Consider the following 22,199-nt stretch of genomic DNA (forward strand, 5'->3'; position numbering starts at 1 on the left):
ATAGAGTCCCCCGTGATGACCACCGAACAGCAGCCGCCCGGGCGCCCTCGCGTCGCCATCGTCTTCGGTGGCCGGTCCTCCGAGCACGCCGTCTCGTGCGCCACGGCCGCCGGCGTGCTGCGTGCCATCGACCGGGACAAGTACGACGTCGTCCCCATCGGCATCACGCGGGACGGCCAGTGGGTGCTCGCCGCCGACGAGCCGCAGCGCCTCGACCTCGCCCCCGGCCACACTCCGGAGGTCGCGCCGGGGGGCGCCTCGGTCGTCCTGCCGCTCAGCACCCGGGAGACGCGCCTCACCGTCCTCGAGCCCGGTCAGCCACCCCGCAGCCTCGGGGAGGTCGACGTCGTCTTCCCGCTGCTGCACGGCCCCTTCGGCGAGGACGGCACGCTGCAGGGCTTCCTCGACCTGTCGGACGTGCGCTACGTCGGCTCCGGCGTGCTCGCCTCCGCCGTCGGCATGGACAAGCACTACATGAAGGTGGTCTTCGCCGGGCACGGGCTGCCCATCGGGCCGTATGCCGTGATCACCGACCGCGCCTGGCGCACCGACCGCGGCGCCGCGATGGACGCCTGCTCCGCGCTTCGCTACCCGCTCTTCGTCAAGCCCACCCGCGCCGGGTCGTCGATGGGCATCACGCGCGTCGAGGACCCCGCGGACCTCGAGGCCGCCATCGAGGCCGCCCGCGAGCACGACCCCAAGGTCATCGTGGAGGAGGGCATCTCCGGTCGCGAGATCGAGTGCGCGGTGCTGCAGGGCCACGGCACCGCCGGCCCCCGCACGTCGGAGGTGGCCGAGGTGGCCGTGCACGACAACCACGCCTTCTACGACTTCGAGGCGAAATACCTCGCCGAGGCCGACGTCGACCTCTGCTGCCCGGCCGACGTGCCGGAGCAGGTCTCGAAGGAGGTCCGGCGCCTCGCCGCCGAGGCCTTCGAGTCGCTCGGCTGCGAGGGGCTGGCGCGGGTCGACTGCTTCTGGGCCGACGACGGGCGGGTGCTCATCAACGAGATCAACACCATGCCGGGCTTCACGCCGCACTCGATGTATCCGAAGATGTGGGCCGCGTCGGGCCTGGCCTACCCCGACCTCATCGACGAGCTCGTCTCCCTCGCCCTCGAGCGGCGCACCGGGCTGCGCTAGAGGCAGTGTCGGCTCGTGGCCGGCAGCCTCCGGGCGGCTTGGCTGAAGGCCGGCAGGAGCAGCGGGGCAGGGCCGTAGGCCGCAGGCACGAGCACCTCGAGCGCCGGGTCGCGGCCATACGTCGTGGCTGCGGAGCCGTCGCTGAGCGCGCGGACGACCCAGTCCACGCCGTCGACGGTGACGCAGGGGTCCGAGGTCGGCCCCAGGGGCGCGAGGCCGCACCGCGCGACGATGGCCGGGTCACCCCACGCGGCCACCGCGGCGGAGGCCGGGGTGGTCTCCACCCGCCCCCGGCCGCCGACGGCCGCGGGCCACGCCGGCGCCCGGCATACGGGCACGTCCGCCCCGGAGGGGACGGCGACCTCGACCGCGCGCGAGCACGCCGACGTCACCGCGAGCGCGAGGGCCGCCGCGACGAGGGGCCGCCAGGAGGCCGTGCTCAGACGTGGACGATCGTGCAGGTGAGGGTCCGGGTGATGCCGGGCACTTCCTGCAGCTTGGCGATGACGAGGCGGCCCAGGTCGTCGACGTTGGCGGCCTCCACTCGCGCGATGACGTCGTAGGGTCCGGTCACGTCCTCGGCCAGGGTCACCCCCTCGATGCCGGCGATCTGCTCCGCCACGCTGGCGGCCTTGCCGACCTCGGTCTGGATCAGGATGTAGGCCTGGACCACGGGTCACCTCATTGTCTCGACGGGGGGTGTCGTCTGCTTGGGGCTCCGGCCGGGGTGTTGGCCCGGCCGTGCCTGACGCTACCGTGCGTCGGGACGTTCCGTCCCCCGAGCCCTGATGGAGGTGCCCGCCGTGCAGCTGCGGCCCGGTCCGCCGCTGACCGGCGGAGTCCCGTTGTGGGAGCTGGACGAGGAGGAGATCCTCGCCCGCGTCCTGCCCCTCCTGCCCGGCAGCGCGGGCCTGGTCGTCCCCCCGGGCGACGACGCGGCCGTCGTGCGCACCGCGGACCGCACCATCGCCACCACCGACACCGTCGTGCTCGGCCGCGACTGGCTCGACGAGTGGTCCTCCGGGGCCGACGTCGGGCACAAGGTGGTCACCCAGAACCTCGCCGACGTCGCGGCCATGGGAGGGCGCCCCACGGGCGTCCTGCTCACCCTCGTGGCCGACCCCGCCATCGGGCTCGACTGGGTCCTGGACCATGCGCGAGGGGTGGCGCAGGCCTGCCGCGCCGCGGACGTGGGAGTGCTGGGCGGCGACCTGTCCTCGGCCCCGGCGGGTGTCGTCATGGTCTCGGTGACGGCGCTGGGGCGTCTCGCGGGCGAGCCGGTGCTGCGCTCGGGTGCCCACCCCGGCGACGTCGTCGCGGTCCGCGGCTCGCTCGGCCTGGCGGCGGCAGGCCTGCGGCTGCTGCAGGCGGGCACGCCCGAGCTGCACCCGGAGGCCGTCGCGCGGCAGCGGCGCCCGCACGCCCCCCTGGCCGCCGGCCCGGAGGCGGCCGAGGCCGGCGCCAGCGCCATGCTCGACATCTCCGACGGGCTGCTGCGCGACGGGGGCCGCCTCGCGCGGGCGAGCGGGGTCGTCCTCGACCTCGACCCGACAGCGATCGCGGCAGACGTCGACGCCCTCGTGCCGGCGCTTGGCCCCTCCGCCGCGCGCGCGTGCGTCCTGGGCGGTGGGGAGGAGCACTCCCTCCTCGCCACCTTTCCGGGTCGTATGCCGGGGGGCTGGCGCCGCATCGGCGTCGTCCGTGCGGCGGGGGCAGGACAGACGCCGGGCGTCCTCCTCGGCGGCCGGCCTCAGCAGAGCAGCGGGTGGGACCATTTCCGCCCCGCCCCCGGGGGCGGATGACCCGCGCGGCTCCGCCGGCGGCGGCACGCCCCGGCAGGACAGCCGGGCGGCATACGCCGAAGGCCGGCCCCGACGGGACCGGCCTTCGAAGGGTGTCGCGTGGAGCGGGTCAGCGGGCGACCTTGCCGGCCTTGAGGCACGAGGTGCACACGTTGACGCGCTTGGGGGTCACCCCGCCGACGAGGGTGCGAACGCGCTGGATGTTGGGGTTCCAGCGGCGCTTCGTGCGGCGGTGCGAGTGCGAGATGTTGTGACCGAAGCTCGGTCCCTTGCCGCAGACGTCGCAGTTGGCAGCCACAGGGGTTCTCCTGGAAAACTCGGGAATGAGAAAGAGTGCTGGCGCCCCGCCCACGCGGCACCACGGCATGGGCCAGCCGCCGCCAGAAGAGGGGAACCGGGTCAGCGTAGCCGACGAGCGCCGGGAACGACAAAACGGCGCGGCGCTCGACGACGGGCAGCGTCGGATGCCACACGGGTGTCGGGGTCGGAGTCGGTGCCGCTGTCGGTGCCGCTGTCGGTGCCGCTGTCGGTGCCGCTGTGGGCGCCAGGCGTTAGCCTGCGGAAACGATGTCAGGAGGGACGCCGATGTCAGGCCCGGTGCCGAGCCCGGAGGACGTGCTCACGGTCCTCGACGTCCCGGCCGTGCGACGGCTCGCCGTCCTCGTGAGGTCGGCCCTCGCCGCACGCCGCGCCGAGATCGACGCCCTCAACGTCTTCCCCGTGCCCGACGGCGACACCGGCACGAACCTCTACCTCACCGTCGACGGCGCGGTCGAGCGCGCCCTCGCCGCCGAGGCCGAGGGCGCGGCGGGTGCGCTGAGCGCGGCGGACCAGCTGTCCGGGTTCGCCGCCAGCCTGCTGTGGACTGCCCGCGGCAACTCGGGTGTCATCCTCAGCCAGTTCGTGCGGGGACTGGCTGAGGGGTGCGGCGGGGCGTCGACCGTCGACGCGGCAGTGCTGGCGCGCGGGCTGCAACGCGCCGACGCGCGGGCCTGGGAGGGAGTGAGCGAGCCGAAGGAAGGCACCATCCTGTCGGTCTCGCGCGCCGCCGCGGAAGCTGCCGTCGCGCACGTCGACGAGGGACTGTATGCCGTGTCCGCGGCGGCGCTCGACGCCGCCCGTGACGCGCTCGCGCGCACCCCGGAGCAGCTGGCGGTCCTCGCCCGGGCCGGAGTCGTCGACGCCGGCGGGGCCGGCCTCGTCGTCGTCTTCGAGTGCCTCGAGCGGCTCTGCGCCGGCGACGACGCGCAGGCCGTCCTCCGGCTGCGCCTCCCCGGCCGGCGCCCCCACTTCCCCGTGCCCGTGGGCGCCCGGCCGATGACCGCCCGGCCGGCCCCCGCGGCCGAGGACGCGGCCGACGACGCGACTGGTGCGGCGCGGCCCGGCCCGGAGTACGAGGTCATGTACCTGCTCGCCGACTCCACCGACGAGGCCGTCCAGGCGCTGCGCGCCCGCCTGGTCGCGCTCGGTGACTCCGTGCTCGTGGTCGGTGGCGACGGGTTGTGGAACGTCCACGCCCACGTCGACGACCCGGGTGCCGCGGTCGAGGCGGGCGTCGAGGCCGGGCGGCCGCACCGGATCCGCATCACGACCCTGCTCGGCGACGGTGACCACCCCCCGGCGTCGGCCCCGCGCCCTGCGGCACCGGTCAGCACGTCAGGGGTCGTCGCCTGCGCCGCCGGGGCAGGTCTCGCCGACGTCTTCCGCGAGGCCGGTGCGGTCGTCGTGCCCTCGGGGCCCCGACGCCGGGCGTCCACCGGCCAGCTCATCGCCGCCATCCGTGAGCAGCATGCCTCGGGGGTCTCCGGGGTCGTCGTCCTGCCCAACGACGACGACACCGCGTTGTCGGCGGCCGCCGCCGCGCGCGCGGTGGCCGACGAGGGCATCGAGGCGCACGTCGTGCGAGCGCGCACCGCCGTGCAGGGCATCGCCGCCATCGCCGTGTTCGACCCGTGCAGCCCGGTGGCGGCCAACGTGCTCGCCATGCAGTCCGCGGCCTCCGCGACCCGGCACGGCGCCGTGACGGTGGCCGACCGTAGGGCCATGACAAGCGGCGGGCCGTGCGCCCCCGGCGACGCCCTCGGCATCGTCGACGGCGACATCGTGCTCGTCGGCTCCGACCAGGAGGCGGTCGCGGTCGAGGTCGTGTCACGGCTGCTGTCGAGCGGGGGAGAGCTGCTCACCGTGCTCCGAGGCGAGGACGCGACCGACGCGCTGCTCGACGCCATCGCCCGTGCCGCGCGCCGGCAGCGCCCGGACCTCGAGGTGGCGCGCATCGACGGCGGGCAGACCGTGTACCCGGTGCTGCTCGGGGTCGAGTGAGGAGGCCGGGCGTGCTCACCGAGGACTCACCGCTCGTCAAGATCGCCGGCAAGGCGGCCGCCCCGGCGCTCGAGAAGAACAAGGGCCTGCGCACCGTGGGCGACCTGCTCGACTTCGTGCCACGGCGCTACCTGCCGCCTGCCGAGCTGACCGACCTGGCCCAGCTGCGAGAGGGCGAGGAGGTCATGGTCATCGCCCGGGTGGCGCGCGCCACGACCCGGCCCATGCAGCGGCGCAAGGGCCAGATGCTCAACGTCGTGCTGACCGACGGCCGCGCGGAGCTCGACGTGACCTTCTTCAGCTCCTATGCCCATCGGGCGAAGCTCGTGCCCGGGGTGACCGGCTTCTTTGCCGGCACCGTGGGGCGCTACCGCCAGCGGTGGCAGCTGACCCACCCCGACTACGAGCTGTTCGCCGACGACGACGACCTCAGCCGGGTGGAGGACTACCGCAGCCGCCGGATCCCGGTCTACTCCGCGACCGGCAAGATCTACTCCTTCAAGATCCGGCGCATGGTCGACCAGGCCCTCGACTCACTGGACTCGGTGCGCGAGCCGGTGCCCGAGGAGATCCGCCGGAGCCGCGGGCTGCTCGATCGGACCCGGGCTCTCGAGCTCGTCCACCGCCCGAGGGTCGACGAGGACCCCGAGGTCGGCCTCGACCGACTGCGCTACGACGAGGCGCTCGTGCTGCAGACCATCCTCGCCCAGCGGCGCCGGGCCGCCGAGGCGGTGCCGACCACGCCCCGCCTGCCGCGCACCGGGGGCCTGCTCGCCGCCTTCGACGCGCGGTTGCCGTTCGAGCTCACCGAGGGCCAGCGGGCCGTCGGCGAGGTGCTCACCCGCGAGCTGGCGCTCTCCCGGCCCATGCACCGCCTGCTGCAGGGCGAGGTGGGCTCGGGCAAGACCGTCGTCGCGCTCCGGGCCATGCTCGCGGCCATCGACGCCGGCGGGCAGGCGGCGCTCCTCGCCCCCACGGAGGTGCTCGCGGCCCAGCACCACCGTTCCATCACGACGCTGCTCGGCGACCTCGCCGAGGGCGGGATGCTGGGCGGGAGCGACATCGGCACCAAGGTCGCCCTGCTCACCGGCAGCCAAGGGGCGTCGAGCCGGAAGCGCGCCCTGCTCGACGCGGCCTCCGGCGAGGCCGGCATCGTCGTCGGCACGCACGCCCTCATCCAGAGGCACGTGCAGTTCGCCGATCTCGCGCTCGTCGTCGTGGACGAGCAGCACCGCTTCGGCGTCGAGCAGCGCGACGCCCTGCGGGAGAAGAACGCCCGCCCGCCCCACCTGCTCGTCATGACGGCGACCCCCATCCCGCGCACCGTCGCGATGACCGTCTTCGGCGACATGGAGACGTCCACGCTGTCTGAGCTGCCCCGTGGCCGTTCGCCCGTCACGACGCACGTCGTCGAGGCCGACAAGCCGGCCTGGGTCGCGCGCACGTGGCAGCGCGTGGCCGAGGAGGTCGCCGACGGTCGCCAGGCCTACGTCGTCTGCCCGCGCATCGGGGACCCGGGCGGGGCGGCTGAGGGTGCGGCGGAGGGTGCGGCGGCTGCCGACTCGAGCGACGAGGAGGCCCTCGACTGGGACGTGCCCGACGACGAGAGCGTCGCGGGCCTGGAGCTCACCGGCGTGCACGACATGCTCGCCGAGCTCCGGGCCAAGCCCGAGCTCGACGGCGTGCGCCTCGGGCTGCTGCACGGACGGCTGGACGCCGACACCCGGGAGCAGACGATGCGCGCCTTCCACGCGCGTGAGATCGACGTGCTCGTGGCGACGACGGTCATCGAGGTCGGCGTCGACGTGCCCAACGCCACCGTCATGGTCGTCGTCGACGCCGACCGGTTCGGCATCTCGCAGCTGCACCAGCTGCGCGGTCGCGTCGGTCGGGGCACCGCCCCCGGCCTGTGCCTGCTGCTGACCCGGGCGGCCGGTGGGCCCGCTGCAGAGCGGCTCGCCCGGGTGGCCGAGACGAGCGACGGTTTCGAGCTCGCTCGGGCGGACCTGCTCTTCCGCAAGGAGGGGGACATCCTCGGCGCCCGTCAGAGCGGGCGGGCGTCCTCGATCCGCCACCTGCGCCTCGGGCGCGCCCGCGACGAGCAGATCATCGCCGACGCCCGGGAGGACGCCTTCCGGATCGTCGCCGAGGACCCGGAGCTGCGCCGTCACCCGGCCCTCGCGGCGGCGGTCGCCATGCGGCTCGACGAGGAGCAGGCCGCCTACCTCGAGAAGGGCTGACATGACCCGGATCATCAGCGGCTCCGCCGGCGGCCGGCGCCTCGCCACGCCGCCCGGAGCGGGGACCCGACCCACGTCGGACCGGGTGCGCGAGGCCCTCTTCTCCCGGCTCGAGCACCGGGGTCTCGTCTCCGGCGCCACGGTGCTCGACCTCTACGCCGGCTCCGGCGCGCTCGGGCTCGAGGCCGCGAGCCGGGGCGCCGAGCTCGTCCTCCTCGTCGAGTCGCACCGGGCCGCGGCGAAGGTCATCCGCCGCAACATCGAGACGGTGGGCCGCGCGGGCGTGCGCCTGCTCGCCGACACCGTGGAGCGCGTCCTCGCGCTCGGGCCACCCGGCGGCATACGCATGGACCTGGTGCTGCTCGACCCGCCCTACGACGTCTCCGAGGCGGCGCTCTCGGGCGCGCTCGGCGCCCTCGTCGAGCACGGGTGGCTCGCTCCCGCGGCGTTTCTCGTCGTGGAGCGCTCGACGCGGTCGCCGCAGCCCGCCTGGCCCGAGGGACTGGAGCTGTCCGGGGAGAAGCGCTACGGCGAGACGGCGGTGTGGTTCGCCGAGCCGACCGTCGGCGACGGGGTCGCGTAGGTTGGGCGCCGTGACGAGCGAACCCCGTCGGTGCGTGTGCCCCGGCTCCTACGACCCGGTGACCAACGGCCACGTCGACGTCATCGAGCGGGCGGCGCGCCTCTTCGACGAGGTCGTCGTGGCGATCTTGCACAACCCTGCCAAGCAGGGCAGCTTCTCGATCGAAGAGCGCAGCGCACTGCTGCAGGCGTCGCTGACGCACGTGCCCAACATCCGCATCGACGCGTGGGCCGACACGCTCGTCGTGGACGTGTGCCGCGAGGTGGGCGCGGCCTCCATGGTCAAGGGCCTACGCGGGGGCACGGACTTCGCCTACGAGCTGCCCATGGCGCACATGAACCACCACCTCGCCGGGGTGGAGACCCTGTTCCTCGTGGCGGACCCCCGCTGGCAGCACGTGTCGAGCTCGCTGATCAAGGAGGTCGTCCGCTACGGCGGCGACGTGGACGGGCTCGTGCCCGACCACGTCCTCACGGCGCTGCTGCGCAGATTTGGGCGGGACCCGGCCCTCCGGTAGCGTTGGGCGTCGGTCCCCGTCCGCCGTGACGCGGACCGAACCCGCTGCCTACCGCTGTGCTGGAGTCATGGACCGTTTCGACAGCCGTTCGCCCCTGGTGCTCGACACCCGGGCGCTGAATCGGCGACCCGGGACGATGCAGGAGATCCAGCGCACGGTGACGCTCCCCGACGACCTCGGCACCGCCGTCATCGCGATCCCGGCCGGTTCACCGGCCGAGCTCGAGGTGCGCCTGGAGTCCGTCGTCGAGGGCGTGCTGGTCACGGGTTCGGTCAGCGGCAGGGCGGCCGGCGCCTGCGTGCGGTGCCTGGACCCGGTCGACCTCCCGGTCACCGGAACGTTCCAGGAGCTGTTCGCGTACGCCGACCGCGCGGCACACCACCATGAGGTGGGTGCGCCGACGGACGAGGACGAGGTGCATGAGCTCGTGGGCGACCTGATCGACCTCGAGCCCGTGCTCCGGGATGCCGTCGTGCCGACGCTCCCTTTCAAGCCGGTATGCCGGGACGACTGCCCGGGGTTGTGCTCCCAGTGCGGGATCCACCTCGCGGACGACCCGGACCACCATCATGAAGTGATCGACCCACGGTGGTCGTCGCTGCACGCCCTGCTGCAGGACGACCCGCAAGAGAAGAGGAACTGACGTGGCTGTCCCGAAGCGGAAGACGTCGCGCTCCAACACCCGGTCCCGGCGCGCCAACTGGAAGGCGACGGCGACCCCGCTCACCACGTGCTCCCGGTGCGGTGCCCAGACGCCGCCGCACACGGCGTGCCCGTCCTGCGGCACGTACAAGGGCCGCCACTACGCCGCCGCTGAGCGCACCGAGCACCAGGCCTGACTGCTGCCGTGAGCAACCCTGACCCGCAGGGTGTTCTCGCAGCACCGCAGCGGCCCGTCGCTGCCCTCGTCGCCCACCTCCTCGAGGCGGTCGGCACGAGCATCGACGAGCCGCTGCTGCTGCGTGCCCTGACCCATCGGTCCTACGCCTACGAGAACGGCGGCCTGCCCAACAACGAGCGTCTCGAGTTCCTCGGCGACGCGGTCCTCGGCCTCGTCGTCACGGAGTCGCTCTACCGCAGGCACCCGGACCTGCCCGAGGGCCAGCTCGCCAAGCTGCGCGCCGCGGTCGTCAACATGCGCGCACTCGCGGACGTCGCGCGGGGTATCGACCTCGGCTCCTACGTGATGCTCGGCAAGGGCGAGGAGGCGACCGGGGGCCGCGACAAGAGCTCGATCCTCGCCGACACCATGGAGGCGGTCATCGGCACCGTCTTCCTCTCGGCCGGCAGCGAGGCCGCGGCCCGGTTCGTGCATCACCACTTCGACGCCCTCCTCGACGAGGCGGCCACACTCGGTGCGGGTCTCGACTGGAAGACAAGCCTGCAGGAGCGGTCTGCGGGGGGCGGCTACGGGGCGCCGGAGTACCGCGTCGAAGAGGCCGGCCCGGACCACGAGAAGGTGTTCCACGCCCGCGTCGTCGTGGGCGAGCGCGTCCTCGGCGAGGGGATCGGGCGCAGCAAGAAGGAAGCCGAGCAGAAGGCCGCCAAGCAGGCGTGGACCTCCCTCGACGGGCACTGAGCCGGCGGCCACGGCGGGATGCCTGAGCTGCCAGAGGTCGAGGTGGTGCGTCGAGGCCTCGCCGAGCACGTCGTGGGCCGGCGCATCTCGCAGGTGCGGATCACCGGCACCCGGGTGGCGCGCCGCCACGTCCCCGGTCCGGCGGACCTCGCCGAGCGCCTCGCCGGCGCCGCGGTGACGATCGCCGCACGCCGCGGCAAGTACCTCTGGCTCGGGCTCGACACCGACGACGCCCTCCTCGTCCACCTCGGGATGAGCGGCCAGCTGCTCGTGGAGCCGGAAAACGCGCCGCTGGAGAAGCACTGCCATGTCCGCGTGGACTTTCTCGACGGTGGTCCGCAGCTGCGTTTCGTCGACCAGCGCACCTTCGGCGCCCTTGCCATGTCGGCTCTCGGGCCCGACGGCATACCGGCCGCGGTGCGGCACATCGCGCCGGACCCCTTTGAGAGCGGTTACGACCAGGCCGCCGTCGTCCGCCGCATGCGGGCGCGTCACAGCGCGGTCAAGGGCGCGCTGCTCGACCAGTCGCTCGTCTCCGGCATCGGCAACATCTACGCCGACGAGGCGCTGTGGCGGGCACGGGTCCATGGCGAGCGGCTCTGCAGCGCCCTCCCGGTGCGGACCCTGCACGCGATCCTCGACGCCGCCCGGGAGGTCATGGGCGAGGCGCTCGCGCACGGCGGCACGAGCTTCGACGCGCTCTACGTCAACGTCAACGGCGCGAGCGGCTACTTCGACCGGTCCCTGCACGCCTACGGCCGCGCCGGCACGCCGTGCGACCGGTGCGGAGCCACGATGCGCCGGGAGTCCTTCAGAAACCGAGGCTCCTTCTCGTGCCCCGTCTGCCAGCCGCGCCCCCGCAGGGTCATCGGTCGGCCGACCCCTGGGCCGGTGGGCTGAGCAGCCGCTTGAGGGGCACGCCCGTGTCCGCCGCGGCACCAGGCTCGATCGTCAGCCCCTTCTCCAGTCCACGCTTGACGACGAGGTGGTCCGCGGCGCTGCCCACGCACTCGGCGGCGACGAGCAGCCCGTCGCGGTAGTGCAGCAGCGAGAACGCCTCGGTCCCGGGATCGCCCCGCACGACCGTGTGGTCCGCCCCCGCGACGAGCCCGACGATCTGCAGCCGCAGGTCTCCCTGGTCGGACCAGAACCACGGCACGGCGCGGTATGCCGTGGGCTGCCCGAGCAGCGTCGCCGCCGCGGATCGGCCGTGGTCCGTCGCGTGCTGGACGCTCTCGGGCCGGACCAGGCCCGGAAGTCCGCGACCAAAGAACTGTGGGACGCAGGCGCAGTCACCGACTGCCACGGTGACGCGGTCCGAGCCGAGGGCGAACTCGTCGACGACCACGCCGCCGTCGAGGGCGAGGCCCAGGTGGGCGGCGAGCTCGACCCGAGGCGCCGAGCCGATGCTGACGACCACCGTGCTCGCGCGGAGCACGTCGCCGCCCTGCAGCTCGACCCCCGCGACGTGGCCGTCCACGCCGAGGATCCGGACGACCGACGCGCCGAGCAGCACGCGGACGCCACGTCGTTCGTGGGCGGCGCGGAAGAAGTCGGAGAGAGCGGGCGAGACGGCACGGGCGAGCAGGCGGTCCGTCACCTCCACGACCGTCACCTCGCGCCCGATCTCCCGAGCGACTGCGGCCACCTCGAGGCCCAGGAAGCCGCCGCCGATGACCACGAGCGGCCCGTCGGCCCGGAGAGCGGCGGCCAGCCGGTCCGCGTCGACGAGCGTGCGGATCGCGAGTACGTCCTCGAGGTCGGCACCGGGCACCGGAAGGGTCCGGGCCGCCGCACCGGTCGCGAGCACGAGGCGGGCGAAGTCGAGGCGCTGCCCGGAAGCCGTCGTGGCCACCCCGCCCATCTCGTCCCGGTCGAGGGCGGTCACCCGCTCGTCGGTCAGCAGCGCGACGCCGCGCTCCGCGAGCCACTCCCGGCTGCGGATGACGAGCGAGGCCTCGTCGCGGTGACCGGCCAGATAGCCCTTGGACAGTGGTGGCCGCTCGTACGGCGGCAGGCGCTCCTCGCCGACGATCGTCACCGGGCCGTCGTGGCCCGCGTCGCGCAGGGCGGCGGCGAGCGAGACGCTCGCCTGACCGGCGCCGACGATGAGCGTGCCGGGCTCCCGGGATGCCATGGGCGCGAGTGTAGGACGGCGGCGAGCGACACCGGTCGAGCCGCCCCAGTCCGGTGTCCCGCATCGCGGCGGACGCGACTGGCTCTAGCGAGTGCGACGCCGCTCGGCTCGCGCCTGGATCGACCCGTCACGCCGGGTGCATCCTCGGGAATGCAGCTGGGCTGGCGCCACTTCGAGGAGCTCTACGTGAACGAGCAGCTCGAGGCCGTGCCCGTCGTGGCATACCGACGTCGCACGTCCGGCCAGCGCGAGGCCAGCCGACAGCTGGACGCTCCTGCCCGGCCGCCGATGGTCCCGTCGAGTGGCCACGTGCGTACACCGGATCCTGCACGAAAGTGGCCACTCGTTATAGGGCCCTCATGGACGGCACGTGACAGGCCGTCATGGACGGCGCGTGAGACGGCCGTCATGGACGGCGCGAGGGCCAGTGTCGACTCAGCGCTGCCCTTCCGGATCCTCCTCAGGCTCGAAGGTGCTGCCTTCTCCCTCCGACCTGCCGACTTCGACACCCACCTCCTCGGACGACGGGGAGGTGGACTCGGGTGGCTGGTCCTCGTCGGCGGCGGGAGGGTCGGGTGTCGTCGTCATGGCGTCTCCTTCGGTGCGTGCGTCCCCCACAGGTACCCCCTACGACCACGACTCACGCCGGGGAATCGCTCATCTACAGTTCGAGGGTGACGAGCGACGTGCACCCCCTGGCCCTGCCACCCGCCGGACAGTGGCTGGAGTGGGTGGGCGCTCGGGGCGAGGACCAGCTGGCCACCGCGCGGTCCCTCGCCGACGCCCTCAAGGCCGCCCCACCTGCCGACGCGGACGAGGTGCTGCGGGCCTGGAACGAGGTCCACGTCGCCCTCGCGAACGCCTCCGCCGTCGGCTCGCTCTTCGCCGAGGTGCATCCGGATCTCGAGGTCCGGGACCGGGCCGACGAGGTCCGCCAGGCTGCGGCGAAGCTCGACACCGACCTCAGCCTCGACGCCGGCCTCTACGCCGTCCTCGCCGCGATCGACCCGACGGGCCTCGACCCGGACGCCCGCCGAGTCCACGAGCACACGCTGCGCGACTTCCGTCGCGCGGGCGTCGACCGCGACGAGGCGACGCGCGACCGGCTGCGCGCCCTCAACGAGCGCTCGGTCGTGCTGAGCCAGGAGTTCGGCAGGAACATCCGCGAGGACGTGCGCAGCATCGAGGTGCGGCCCGAGCAGCTCGACGGCCTGCCGCAGGACTGGGTCGCCGCCCACCCCGCGGGGGAGGACGGCCTGGTCCGCGTCACCACGGACTACCCCGACGCCATCCCGTTCCGGACCTTCGCGACGGACGACGGTGCGCGCCGGCAGCTGGCCACCGCCGTGCTCAACGTCGGGTGGCCCGCCAACGACGCGGTGCTGCAGGAGATCCTGGCCCTGCGCCGCGAGCAGGCGGCGCTGCTCGGCTATGCCTCGTGGCCCGACTTCGACGCCGAGGTCAAGATGATCCGCGAGGGGGCCGCCATCGCCGCCTTCATCGACCGGATCACCGACCTGTCTGGCGCGAGCGCGCAGCGGGACAAGCGCGTCCTGCTCGACCGGCTGCGTCAGGACCGGCCGGAGGCGCAGGACATCGACGGCGCGGACGTCCTCTACTACGCCGAGCTCGTCCGCAAGGAGCAGCTGGCGGTCGACGCCCAGCAGGTGCGGCGCTACTTCTCCGCGGACGACGTCCGACAGGGCCTGCTCGACGTCACGGGGCGGCTCTTCGGCCTGCAGTGGACCCCGGTCCCCGACGCGCCGACCTGGCACGGGGAGGTCGCGGCCTACGACGTCGCCTTCGAGGGTGAGCGGATCGGGCGGATCTATCTCGACCTGCACCCGCGCGAGGGCAAGTACAAGCACGCCGCCCAGTTCGACCTGGTGCGCGGCGTTGCCGACCTGCAGCTGCCGGAGGGAGTCCTCGTGTGCAACTTCGGCCGGGGCCTGCTCGAGCACGACGAGGTCGTCACCCTCTTCCACGAGTTCGGCCACCTCGTGCACCACGTCCTCGGCGGACGCGTCGACTGGCTGCGCTTCTCCGGGGTGGCGACCGAGTGGGACTTCGTCGAGGCGCCCAGCCAGCTGCTCGAGGAGTGGGCCTGGGACCCCGCGGTTCTCGCGACGTTCGCCCGCGACGAGTCCGGCGCCGCCATCCCTGCAGACCTCGTGCGCCGGATGCGGGCGGCCCACGACTTCGGCAAGGGCTACCAGGCCCGAACCCAGATGTTCTATGCCGCCGTCTCCTACGACCTGCACGCGCGCGAGCACGCGGACCTCACCGCCCGGGTCGTCGAGCTCATGCGTGCCTACTCGGTCTTCCCGCCGCTTCCCGACACGCACCTGCACGCGGCCTTCGGGCACCTGGACGGCTACTCGTCGGCCTACTACACCTACATGTGGTCCCTCGTCATCGCCAAGGACCTCTTCTCCGCCTTCGACCCCGACGACCTCTTCGACCCCGAGGTGGCGGGCGCCTACCGCGACCGGATCCTCGCGCAGGGTGGCCGCCGCGACGCCGCGGACCTCGTCGAGGACTTCCTCGGCCGGCCCTACACGTTCGACGCGTATGCCGCCTGGCTGGCGCGGTGATCCCGGTGGTCCCGCGCTCCAGCTTCGCCGGAGGAGCCGCTCGGCCTGGCCGCCGCGCTGGCGGATCAACTGGCGGATCAACTGGCGGGCGGCGTCGTCCTGGCAGCAGCTACCGCCAGTTGATCTGCCAGTTGATGCCGGGTGGATCCGGCTGGATGGCGGGCGGATGGGTCACGGCAGGCCAGGGTGAGCGGCAGGCCAGGGTGAGCGGCAGGCCAGGGTGAGCGGCAGGCCAGGCTGAGCATCTCCTGGCCGTCCGGGCGGGCCGGTGCAGCCCGTCAGGGCATGGGCAGGTCCTTGAGGGCCACCTTGGCCCCGGTGTGCCGCTCCGAGAGGGTCGCGAGCGCCTGACGGACCGTCTTGGCGAACAGGTGCGAGCCGCGCAGGCTCGGGTGAATCTGGTCGGACTGCAGCTGCTCCGGGTGGTCGCGCACGGCGGCGGCCCAGTCGGCCACGGCGACGTTGGGCCGGTCCTTCGCGACCGCCTGCAGCGCCGCGTTGTCCGCCTCGATGCGCGAGAACGGCCCCATGAGGTTCACCAGCACGACCATCCGGCGTGGCCCCAGCGCGTCGAGCACCGCGGCGACGTCGGCCTGCGCCACCCCGGCATTGGTGCCGAACGCGAGCACGACCGCGCGCCGGTTGCCCTCACCCCGGGCCTTGACGGCTGCCAGACCGTCGGACCAGCGGCGGTTGGACCGGGCATCCATCCGGATGCCCGGGAAGTAGTAGTCGAGGGCGTGGACGCTGCCGACCATCATCGAGTCGCCATAGCCGTCGATCTCTGGTCCCGTCGGCATGGTGAAGCCGGCCTGCGCCCCGGTCACCGGCGTCGTCGCACCCGACGAGGGCGCCGGCGCGGAGGCCACCAAGGAGTCGGGGGCCGGAGCAGACGGGACCGTGGCGCCTGCGGCGCGGGCCGCGTTGGCCTCGAGCAGGGCCGCGGTCTCGGACTGGCGCGGTGCGGTCCAGAGGATCACCGCGAGCGTGGCCGCGACCACGAGCAGCCCCGAGGCCGCGACCTGGCGCGTGCGTCGCGACGACCCGAGCAGCAGGCCACCCACCGCCCGGGCGACCCCGCGGAAGCCGAGCCGGCGGAAGGGCGTCTCGACGAACCGAAAGGTGAGGTCGGCGAGCGCGACGGTGACGAGGACGCACCAGACGCGGGTGAGCACGTGGGAGACGGTGCCCGGGGCGGACGGGTTGTCGCGGGCGACCATGAGGACGACCGGCCAGTGCCAGAGGTAGATCGAGTACGAGCGCACGCCCACCCACACGGCCGCCCGGCTGCCCGTGAGCTGCTGCCAAGCGGTCGACCCCGCGGGGCGCCGCTCGAGGAGGCCGAGGACGAGCACGCCCGTCGCGAGGGATGCGAGGAGGATGCCGCCGCGGAAGGTCGCCGCGTGCGTCTCGTCGAGGAGGAACAGCAGCACGAGCAGCACGGCGGCGGCCGTGGGCACGGCATACCGGCCGCCGGCCCCCCACGACGACGGGGCCAGACGCAGCCGGAGCGACGGGCTGGCCCAGCCGAAGGCGAGGGCCGCGCCGATCATGAGCCCCATGACGTGGGTGTCGGTGCCGTAGTAGACGCGGGTCGCGTCCGACCCCGGGACGAAGAGCATCGCCATGACCAGCGTCGAGGCGGCCGCGACGCCCAGCGTGGCCGTGACCCGCACCCGCGCCGGCGCGAGGCGCAGCAGGAGCAGGGTGGCCGCGGGCCAGAGCAGGTAGAACTGCTCCTCCACGGCGAGGGACCAGAAGTTGAGGAAGAGCTGTGGCGCGGTCTGGTCGAAGTAGCTCGACCCCGCCGTGATCTCCACCCAGTTCGTCGAGAAGGTCAGGGCGCCGAGGACCTGCCGCCCCAGGTGGACCAGCAGGTCGCTGCTCACCAGCCGGGCGACGAGCACGCTACCGACCACGCACAGGACGAGCGCCGGAAGCAGCCGCCGTGCCCGGCGGATCCAGAACTGGCCGAAGGCGATCCGCCCCTGCTGCTGGTGCTCTCGCACGAGCAGGGTCGTGATGAGGAAGCCTGACACGACGAAGAAGACGTCGACCCCGAGGAACCCCCCGGGCAGCCACGAGGCGTTGAGGTGGAAGATGAGGACCGCGGCGATGGCGAGCGCCCGCAGACCGTCGAGGCCCTCGATGCGGGGCCCCGCCGCGGTCGCCTTGGCGCTCGCAGCGCGCCCCGCGTCGGCGGGGCGGCCCACGCCGCTCTTCGCAGGTGCGGCCGACGTCGTCACGTCGCTCCCTTCGGTGCCCAGCGGCGGTGGCGCGCCACCGCCCGTGTTGCTGCGACCCTAGGCGATCGCGCCGACAGCGTCCGGGAGGCACGCGGCGGGGCGCGGACGACGCGGGCACGGCATACGGTGGGAGGGTGGAACGCGCCACCTTCGTCGTGCAGGGACTCGTCCAGGGGGTCGGCTTCCGCTGGTGGACGGTGGCCCGCGCCCGCGACCTGGGCCTCGTCGGGCACGCCCGCAACACCGCCGACGGGCGTGTGGAGATCGTGGCGCAGGGAGAGCGTGAGGCCGTGGTGCGGCTCGAGGAGCTGCTGCGAGAGGCGCCGTCGACGACCCGCCGCCCCGGGCACGTCGACGGCGTCGCGGTCCAGTGGGGCAGTCCGAAGGACGGGATCGAGGGCTTCACGGCGCGCTGAGCCACCTACGCTGGCCCCCGTGACCGACACGGGAGAGTGTGGGGGGCCGCGAGACGTCCCGGCCGAGCTGAGTCGGCTGCGGAGCAGCATCGACAACATCGACGCGGCGCTGGTGCACCTGCTCGCCGAGCGGTTCAAGTGCACCCAGGAGGTGGGCCGGCTCAAGGCGTCCGCGCACCTGCCGCCCGCGGACCCGGCGCGGGAGGAGCGCCAGATCGCGCGCCTGCGGGCGCTCGCCGACGACGCCGGGCTCGACCCGGTGTTCGCAGAGAAGTTCCTGGGTTTCATCATCGCCGAGGTCATCCACCACCACGAGCGGATCGCGGCGGGGGACGACCCAGCGTCGTGAGCCGGTGCGCCCGGGCCGTATGCCGTGCCCCTCGACGTCCCGGGGCCGCCGGTGACCGGCGGGTACGCTGAGCCGGTCCGACGCAGGCGGAGGAAGGAAACCACCGGTCCGTGTACGTCAAGAGCCTCACCCTCAAGGGCTTCAAGTCCTTCGCGTCGGCGACGTCGCTGCGCCTCGAGCCCGGCATCACGTGCATCGTGGGGCCGAACGGCTCCGGCAAGTCCAACGTCGTCGACGCGCTCGCGTGGGTGATGGGCGAGCAGGGTGCCAAGTCCCTGCGCGGCGGCAAGATGGAGGACGTCATCTTCGCCGGGACGACCGGGCGCGCTCCGCTGGGGCGGGCCGAGGTGGCCCTCACCATCGACAACACCGACGGCGCCCTGCCCATCGACTACACCGAGGTGACCATCGCGCGGACGATGTTCCGCAACGGCGGCTCCGACTACGCCATCAACGGCACGCCGTGCCGGCTCCTCGACATACAGGAGCTGCTGTCCGACAGCGGTATCGGCCGCGAGATGCACGTCATCGTCGGTCAGGGGCAGCTCGACGCGGTGCTGCGTGCCACGCCCGAGGAGCGTCGGGGCTTCATCGAGGAGGCCGCCGGCGTCCTCAAGCACCGCAAGCGCAAGGAGCGGGCGCTGCGCAAGCTCGAGACGATGGAGGCCAACCTCACCCGGGTGCGGGACCTCACCGGGGAGATCCGCCGCCAGCTCGGGCCCCTCGGCCGGCAGGCGGAGACCGCCCGCAGGGCGGCGGTCATCCAGACCGAGGCCCGGGACGCCCGGCTGCGGCTGCTCGCCGACGACCTCGTGCAGCTGAGCTCGACCCTCGAGCAGGAGGTGGCCGACGAGAGCGCGCTGCTCGAGCGCCGCGGGGAGGTGGAGGCTGCGCTCGCGGACCTCGGCCGGCGGCTCGGCGCCCTCGAGGACGCCGGTGAGCGGGCGCGTCCCGCCCTGGCGCGAGCCCAGGCGACGTGGGTGGGCCTCGACCGGCTCGTGGAGCGGATGGCCTCCACGCACTCGCTGGCGCAGGAGCGGGTGCGCCTTCTCGGCCAGGCCGAGGAGGAGCCCGACGCCATGACGCCGAGCCGCGATCCCGCGCAGCTGCGACAGCAGGCCGGCTCGGTGCGCCAGCAGGAGGAGGCGCTGCTCGGCGAGATCGCCGGCCTGACGCTGTCGCTGCAGGAGGCTGTGGCGGCGCGCGAGGAGGCGGAGCGCGAGCACACGCAGGAGACGACCCGGCTGGCGCGGGCGGCCCGGGCGGCGGCGGACCGCCGCGAGGGCCTGGCCCGGCTCGGCGGGCAGGTGGGCGCGCTCGCCTCGCGGATCGAGGCGCGGGAGGCCGAGATCGGACGCCTGCGGGCCACCGCCTTGCAGGGGGTCACTCGAGCCACGGAGGCCGAGCGCGAGTTCGCGCGGATCGAGGCAACGGTCGCGACCGACGAGGAGGGCGAGGAGGGCCTCGACACGGCCTACGAGCAGGCCGCCGCCCGCCTCGAGCAGGCCGAGGCCGAGGTCGCCCGGTGGCGGGACGCCGAGGCAGCCGCCGACCGGGTGCGCACGAGCGCCTCGGCGCGGGCCGACGCGCTCGAGATGAGCCTGCGGCGCAAGGACGGTGCCGCGGCGCTGCTGGCGGCCGGCGAGGCCCGGCACGGCGTCGTGGGCTCAGTCGCCTCGCTCGTCACCGTCGAACCGGGCCTGGAGAACGCCGTCGCGGCTGCGCTCGGCGCCATCGCCGAGGCCCTCGCCGTCGAGTCGCTGGACGCCGCCGCGGCAGCCCTCGAGACCCTGAGGGCGGACGACGGGGGGCAGGCCAGCCTGCTCGTCCCCGAGACGGCCGGGGGAGTGGACCCCGGGTCCTGGCCCACCCTCACGGCGGGCGCCCGCTGGGCGCGCGACGTCGTGCAGTGCCCGGAGCCGTTGCGCCCCGCCCTCGACCGGGCGCTCGAGCGCGTCGTGATCGTCGACGACCCGCACGCCGCCTCCCGGCTGGTGCGGTCCGGCACGGGGGTCACCGCGGTGACCACGGCGGGGGACGTCTTCGCCCCCGGCTGGGTGCGTGGCGGCAGCACCGCCGCGCCGAGCCTGCTGGAGCTGCAGGCAGCGCTGGAGGACGCGCGGGCGCAGGTGGCAGCGGCGACCCGGGAGCTCGAGCAGGCCCGCTTCCACGGAGCGGCGGCCGAGGCCGTCCGGGCCCGGGTCGAGGAGGAGGTGGAGAGCGCCCTCGAGCGGCTCCACGAGAGCGACGCCCGGATGTCCGCCGTCGCCGAGCAGCTGGGCTCGCTCGGGCAGGCCGTCCGCACGGCCCGTGCCGAGGTGGAGCGCACCGAGCGCGCCATCGCCGAGGCGGAGCGGGCGCTCGAGGCCGACCGGCAGGAGCACGCAGGCCTGGTCGAGCGGCTCGATGCCGCGAGCGCCGAGGGCCAGACCGACGTGGAGCCGTCGACGCAGGAGCGGGACCGCCTCGACGAGGTGGCACGCACCGCCCGCGCGCTCGAGACCGAGCTGCGCCTCGGCCTGCGCACGAGGGAGGAGCGGGCCCGCGCGCTGCACGACCGCGCCGCCGCGCTGGAGCGGTCCGCCGTCCATGAGGAGCAGGCGCGCGAGCGCCTCGCCGCCCGCCGCGAGCAGCGCCGGCGGGAGGCCACCGTCGCCGAGGCGGTGCGGTGTGCCGCGGCATACGCCCACGACGTCCTCGTGAGCTCCGCGGAGCGGGCCGACCGGGCCCGCCTCGCCCTCGAGGCGGAAGGCACCGACCGCGACGCCGAGCTGGCCATCGTGCGCCGGGACATCGGCACCCTGCAGGCGGAGCTGCGCGAGCTCACCGACACGGTGCACCGCGACGAGGTCGCCCGCACGCAGCAGCGGCTGCGCATCGAGCAGCTGCAGCAGAGGGCCGTCGAGGAGCTCGGCGTCTCCCCGGACGTCCTCGTCGAGGACTACGGGCCCCACCGGCCCGTGCCCGTGCTGGCGGACGCCGGCGACGCGGGCGGGGAGCAGGCGCCGGAGGCGGTGCCGTTCGTGCGCGCGGAGCAGGAGAAGCGGCTGCGCCGGGCCGAGCGCAGCCTCGGCGCCCTGGGCCGGGTCAACCCGCTCGCGCTCGAGGAGTACTCGGCGCTCGAGGAGCGGCACCGGTTCCTCACCGAGCAGCTGGAGGACCTCAAGAGCTCCAAGCGCGACCTGCTCGACATCGTCAAGGAGGTGGACGACCGGGTGCAGCAGGTCTTCGCCGAGGCCTTCGCCGACACGGCCGCCGCCTTCGAGGGCGTCTTCCAGCGGCTCTTTCCCGGCGGTGAGGGGCGCCTCGTGCTCACCGACCCCGGCGACCTGTTGACGACGGGGCTCGACGTCGAGGCCCGGCCGCCGGGCAAGAAGATCAAGCGGCTGTCCCTGCTGTCGGGCGGCGAACGGTCCCTGGTGGCCGTGGCCCTGCTCGTCGCCATCTTCAAGGCGCGTCCCAGCCCCTTCTACATCATGGACGAGGTGGAGGCAGCCCTCGACGATGCCAACCTCGGCCGCCTGCTGACCCTCTTCGAGGAGCTGCGGGACAGCTCGCAGCTCATCGTCATCACGCACCAGAAGAAGACGATGGAGATCGCCGACGCGCTCTACGGCGTGAGCATGCGTGGCGACGGGGTGACGACGGTCGTCTCGCAGCGTCTGCGCGACGTGGCGGACCAGCCCGCCTGACGCGGCCGACGCGCGTCCCAGTGGTCGGGTCGCGGGCCGTATGCCGCGCCGCTGGGGGGTCGCGGGCCCGGGCGGCCGGTGCGAAGGTCACGGGTCGGTTTCAGGTCGGCCACGTTTCGGTCCACGAGCGTGGGGCGTGACGGGGACCGGTCGGTCGATCCGTCACTATTGTCCCATGGTCTTCCTCGTGCTCGCGATGCTGGTCGCAACGGGTCTGGCGGTCGCGGTCGTCGGCGTCGTCGCGGTGCCTGCGCGCCGCAACGGCCGGGACGTGCTCACCGCCAAGGGCGAAGGAGTGCTCGAAGCCGCCCGCGAACGGGTCGGTGGCGTCGGCCGGTCCACGGCCGCCCGCACGCGCACGCACTGACGCCACCGGCTGACCCCGGTTCCGCACCGACCGGGACCGCTCCAGCGCCGCCTGCCTGCTGTCGGCGGCCCGGGCACCACCTGGGTCCGCCTGCGAATCAACTGGCGGATCACCTGGCATCTGCTGTCGCTCTGGCAGCACCACATGCCAGTTGATCGGCCAGTTGATCGCGCCCGGGTCCGTCGAAGCAGCACCAGGCGCCAGCTGATCTG

The 22,199-nt window shown here is 74.0% G+C and carries 21 protein-coding genes; 15 read left to right on the forward strand and 6 right to left on the reverse strand.

The window, feature by feature from the left end; translation table 11 throughout:
* Nucleotides 1-15 precede the first annotated feature (15 nt).
* Nucleotides 16-1,143 carry a D-alanine--D-alanine ligase family protein gene (locus tag VFJ94_RS12050; RefSeq protein ID WP_325004454.1) on the forward strand — a complete coding sequence of 376 codons (1,128 nt, stop codon included), beginning with the start codon at nt 16-18 and terminating at the stop codon, nt 1,141-1,143.
* Here VFJ94_RS12050 and VFJ94_RS12055 read toward each other — a convergent pair.
* Together VFJ94_RS12055 and VFJ94_RS12060 are read right to left on the reverse strand one after the other, a co-directional pair.
* Nucleotides 1,140-1,535 (reverse strand): DUF3515 family protein, encoded by a 396-nt coding sequence (locus tag VFJ94_RS12055; protein WP_325004455.1) that lies wholly within the window; start codon nt 1,533-1,535, stop codon nt 1,140-1,142. The two genes, VFJ94_RS12050 and VFJ94_RS12055, sit on opposite strands and share 4 nt — an antisense overlap.
* A gap of 47 nt (nt 1,536-1,582) precedes the next feature.
* The gene (locus VFJ94_RS12060; RefSeq protein ID WP_325004456.1) at nt 1,583-1,816 is read right to left on the reverse strand and encodes an Lrp/AsnC ligand binding domain-containing protein; all 234 of its coding nucleotides are present in this window, start codon (nt 1,814-1,816) and stop codon (nt 1,583-1,585) included.
* Between the two features lie 130 nt (nt 1,817-1,946).
* Between VFJ94_RS12060 and thiL the strand changes: the two genes are divergently transcribed.
* Nucleotides 1,947-2,945 carry a thiamine-phosphate kinase gene (thiL, locus tag VFJ94_RS12065; protein WP_325004457.1) on the forward strand — a complete coding sequence of 333 codons (999 nt, stop codon included), beginning with the start codon at nt 1,947-1,949 and terminating at the stop codon, nt 2,943-2,945.
* A gap of 109 nt (nt 2,946-3,054) precedes the next feature.
* Here thiL and rpmB read toward each other — a convergent pair whose 3' ends face one another.
* Nucleotides 3,055-3,243: a 50S ribosomal protein L28 gene (rpmB, locus tag VFJ94_RS12070; RefSeq protein ID WP_325004458.1), complete on the reverse strand. Its 189-nt coding sequence runs from the start codon at nt 3,241-3,243 to the stop codon at nt 3,055-3,057.
* A gap of 287 nt (nt 3,244-3,530) precedes the next feature.
* Between rpmB and VFJ94_RS12075 the strand changes: the two genes are divergently transcribed.
* The 8 genes from VFJ94_RS12075 (at nt 3,531) to mutM (ending at nt 11,086) form a co-directional block, all read left to right on the forward strand.
* Nucleotides 3,531-5,267, forward strand: a complete 1,737-nt coding sequence (locus VFJ94_RS12075; protein ID WP_325004459.1) for a DAK2 domain-containing protein — start codon at nt 3,531-3,533, stop codon at nt 5,265-5,267.
* A gap of 11 nt (nt 5,268-5,278) precedes the next feature.
* The gene (locus VFJ94_RS12080; RefSeq protein WP_325004460.1) at nt 5,279-7,507 is read left to right on the forward strand and encodes an ATP-dependent DNA helicase RecG; all 2,229 of its coding nucleotides are present in this window, start codon (nt 5,279-5,281) and stop codon (nt 7,505-7,507) included.
* Between the two features lies 1 nt (nt 7,508).
* Nucleotides 7,509-8,090 (forward strand): 16S rRNA (guanine(966)-N(2))-methyltransferase RsmD, encoded by a 582-nt coding sequence (rsmD, locus tag VFJ94_RS12085; RefSeq protein WP_325004461.1) that lies wholly within the window; start codon nt 7,509-7,511, stop codon nt 8,088-8,090.
* Nucleotides 8,091-8,100: 10 nt separating this feature from the next.
* On the forward strand, nt 8,101-8,607 hold the full coding sequence (gene coaD / locus VFJ94_RS12090; protein ID WP_325004462.1) for a pantetheine-phosphate adenylyltransferase: 507 nt from the start codon (nt 8,101-8,103) through the stop codon (nt 8,605-8,607).
* 67 nt (nt 8,608-8,674) lie between these two features.
* Nucleotides 8,675-9,250, forward strand: a complete 576-nt coding sequence (locus VFJ94_RS12095; RefSeq protein ID WP_325004463.1) for a YceD family protein — start codon at nt 8,675-8,677, stop codon at nt 9,248-9,250.
* A gap of 1 nt (nt 9,251) precedes the next feature.
* Nucleotides 9,252-9,446 carry a 50S ribosomal protein L32 gene (rpmF, locus tag VFJ94_RS12100; protein ID WP_325004464.1) on the forward strand — a complete coding sequence of 65 codons (195 nt, stop codon included), beginning with the start codon at nt 9,252-9,254 and terminating at the stop codon, nt 9,444-9,446.
* Between the two features lie 8 nt (nt 9,447-9,454).
* A complete protein-coding gene (rnc, locus tag VFJ94_RS12105; protein ID WP_325004465.1) occupies nt 9,455-10,186 on the forward strand; it encodes a ribonuclease III in 732 nt (243 codons plus the stop codon).
* A gap of 18 nt (nt 10,187-10,204) precedes the next feature.
* Complete coding sequence (gene mutM, locus VFJ94_RS12110; protein ID WP_325004466.1) at nt 10,205-11,086, forward strand: bifunctional DNA-formamidopyrimidine glycosylase/DNA-(apurinic or apyrimidinic site) lyase; 882 nt, start codon at nt 10,205-10,207, stop codon at nt 11,084-11,086.
* Here mutM and VFJ94_RS12115 read toward each other — a convergent pair.
* Together VFJ94_RS12115 and VFJ94_RS12120 are read right to left on the reverse strand one after the other, a co-directional pair.
* Complete coding sequence (locus VFJ94_RS12115; RefSeq protein ID WP_325004467.1) at nt 11,052-12,323, reverse strand: NAD(P)/FAD-dependent oxidoreductase; 1,272 nt, start codon at nt 12,321-12,323, stop codon at nt 11,052-11,054. The two genes, mutM and VFJ94_RS12115, sit on opposite strands and share 35 nt — an antisense overlap.
* Nucleotides 12,324-12,758: 435 nt before the next feature.
* Nucleotides 12,759-12,911, reverse strand: coding sequence for a hypothetical protein (locus tag VFJ94_RS12120; RefSeq protein ID WP_325004468.1), 153 nt, complete (start codon nt 12,909-12,911; stop codon nt 12,759-12,761).
* Nucleotides 12,912-12,997: 86 nt separating this feature from the next.
* On the opposite strand from VFJ94_RS12120, the gene VFJ94_RS12125 reads away from it, so the two are divergent.
* Complete coding sequence (locus VFJ94_RS12125; protein ID WP_325004469.1) at nt 12,998-14,917, forward strand: M3 family metallopeptidase; 1,920 nt, start codon at nt 12,998-13,000, stop codon at nt 14,915-14,917.
* A 278-nt stretch (nt 14,918-15,195) separates the two neighbouring features.
* On the opposite strand, the gene VFJ94_RS12130 is transcribed toward VFJ94_RS12125, so the two are convergent.
* Entirely contained in the window at nt 15,196-17,163 is a 1,968-nt protein-coding gene (locus VFJ94_RS12130) for an acyltransferase family protein (protein ID WP_325004470.1), read from the reverse strand.
* A 134-nt stretch (nt 17,164-17,297) separates the two neighbouring features.
* Here VFJ94_RS12130 and VFJ94_RS12135 point away from each other — a divergent pair, with 134 nt between their 5' ends.
* From VFJ94_RS12135 to VFJ94_RS12150, 4 genes are all read left to right on the forward strand, one after another.
* Nucleotides 17,298-17,579, forward strand: coding sequence for an acylphosphatase (locus tag VFJ94_RS12135; RefSeq protein ID WP_325004471.1), 282 nt, complete (start codon nt 17,298-17,300; stop codon nt 17,577-17,579).
* A 19-nt stretch (nt 17,580-17,598) separates the two neighbouring features.
* Complete coding sequence (locus VFJ94_RS12140; protein ID WP_325004472.1) at nt 17,599-17,928, forward strand: chorismate mutase; 330 nt, start codon at nt 17,599-17,601, stop codon at nt 17,926-17,928.
* Nucleotides 17,929-18,038: 110 nt separating this feature from the next.
* Nucleotides 18,039-21,620 carry a chromosome segregation protein SMC gene (smc, locus tag VFJ94_RS12145; protein WP_325004473.1) on the forward strand — a complete coding sequence of 1,194 codons (3,582 nt, stop codon included), beginning with the start codon at nt 18,039-18,041 and terminating at the stop codon, nt 21,618-21,620.
* Nucleotides 21,621-21,795: 175 nt separating this feature from the next.
* Complete coding sequence (locus VFJ94_RS12150; protein ID WP_325004474.1) at nt 21,796-21,987, forward strand: hypothetical protein; 192 nt, start codon at nt 21,796-21,798, stop codon at nt 21,985-21,987.
* Nucleotides 21,988-22,199: the final 212 nt, after the last annotated feature.

The sequence above is a fragment of the Intrasporangium sp. genome, from assembly GCF_035688975.1.
Taxonomy (GTDB): Bacteria; Actinomycetota; Actinomycetes; order Actinomycetales; family Dermatophilaceae; genus CALMNV01.

Coding starts and splice junctions, on each gene's coding strand:
- rsmD (WP_325004461.1), top strand. CDS start 7,509: ATGACCCGGATCATCAGCGGCTCCGCCGGCGGCCGGCGCCTCGCCACG.
- mutM (WP_325004466.1), top strand. CDS start 10,205: ATGCCTGAGCTGCCAGAGGTCGAGGTGGTGCGTCGAGGCCTCGCCGAG.
- VFJ94_RS12150 (WP_325004474.1), top strand. CDS start 21,796: ATGGTCTTCCTCGTGCTCGCGATGCTGGTCGCAACGGGTCTGGCGGTC.
- VFJ94_RS12120 (WP_325004468.1), bottom strand. CDS start 12,911: ATGACGACGACACCCGACCCTCCCGCCGCCGACGAGGACCAGCCACCC.
- VFJ94_RS12050 (WP_325004454.1), top strand. CDS start 16: ATGACCACCGAACAGCAGCCGCCCGGGCGCCCTCGCGTCGCCATCGTC.
- VFJ94_RS12115 (WP_325004467.1), bottom strand. CDS start 12,323: ATGGCATCCCGGGAGCCCGGCACGCTCATCGTCGGCGCCGGTCAGGCG.
- VFJ94_RS12095 (WP_325004463.1), top strand. CDS start 8,675: ATGGACCGTTTCGACAGCCGTTCGCCCCTGGTGCTCGACACCCGGGCG.
- VFJ94_RS12075 (WP_325004459.1), top strand. CDS start 3,531: ATGTCAGGCCCGGTGCCGAGCCCGGAGGACGTGCTCACGGTCCTCGAC.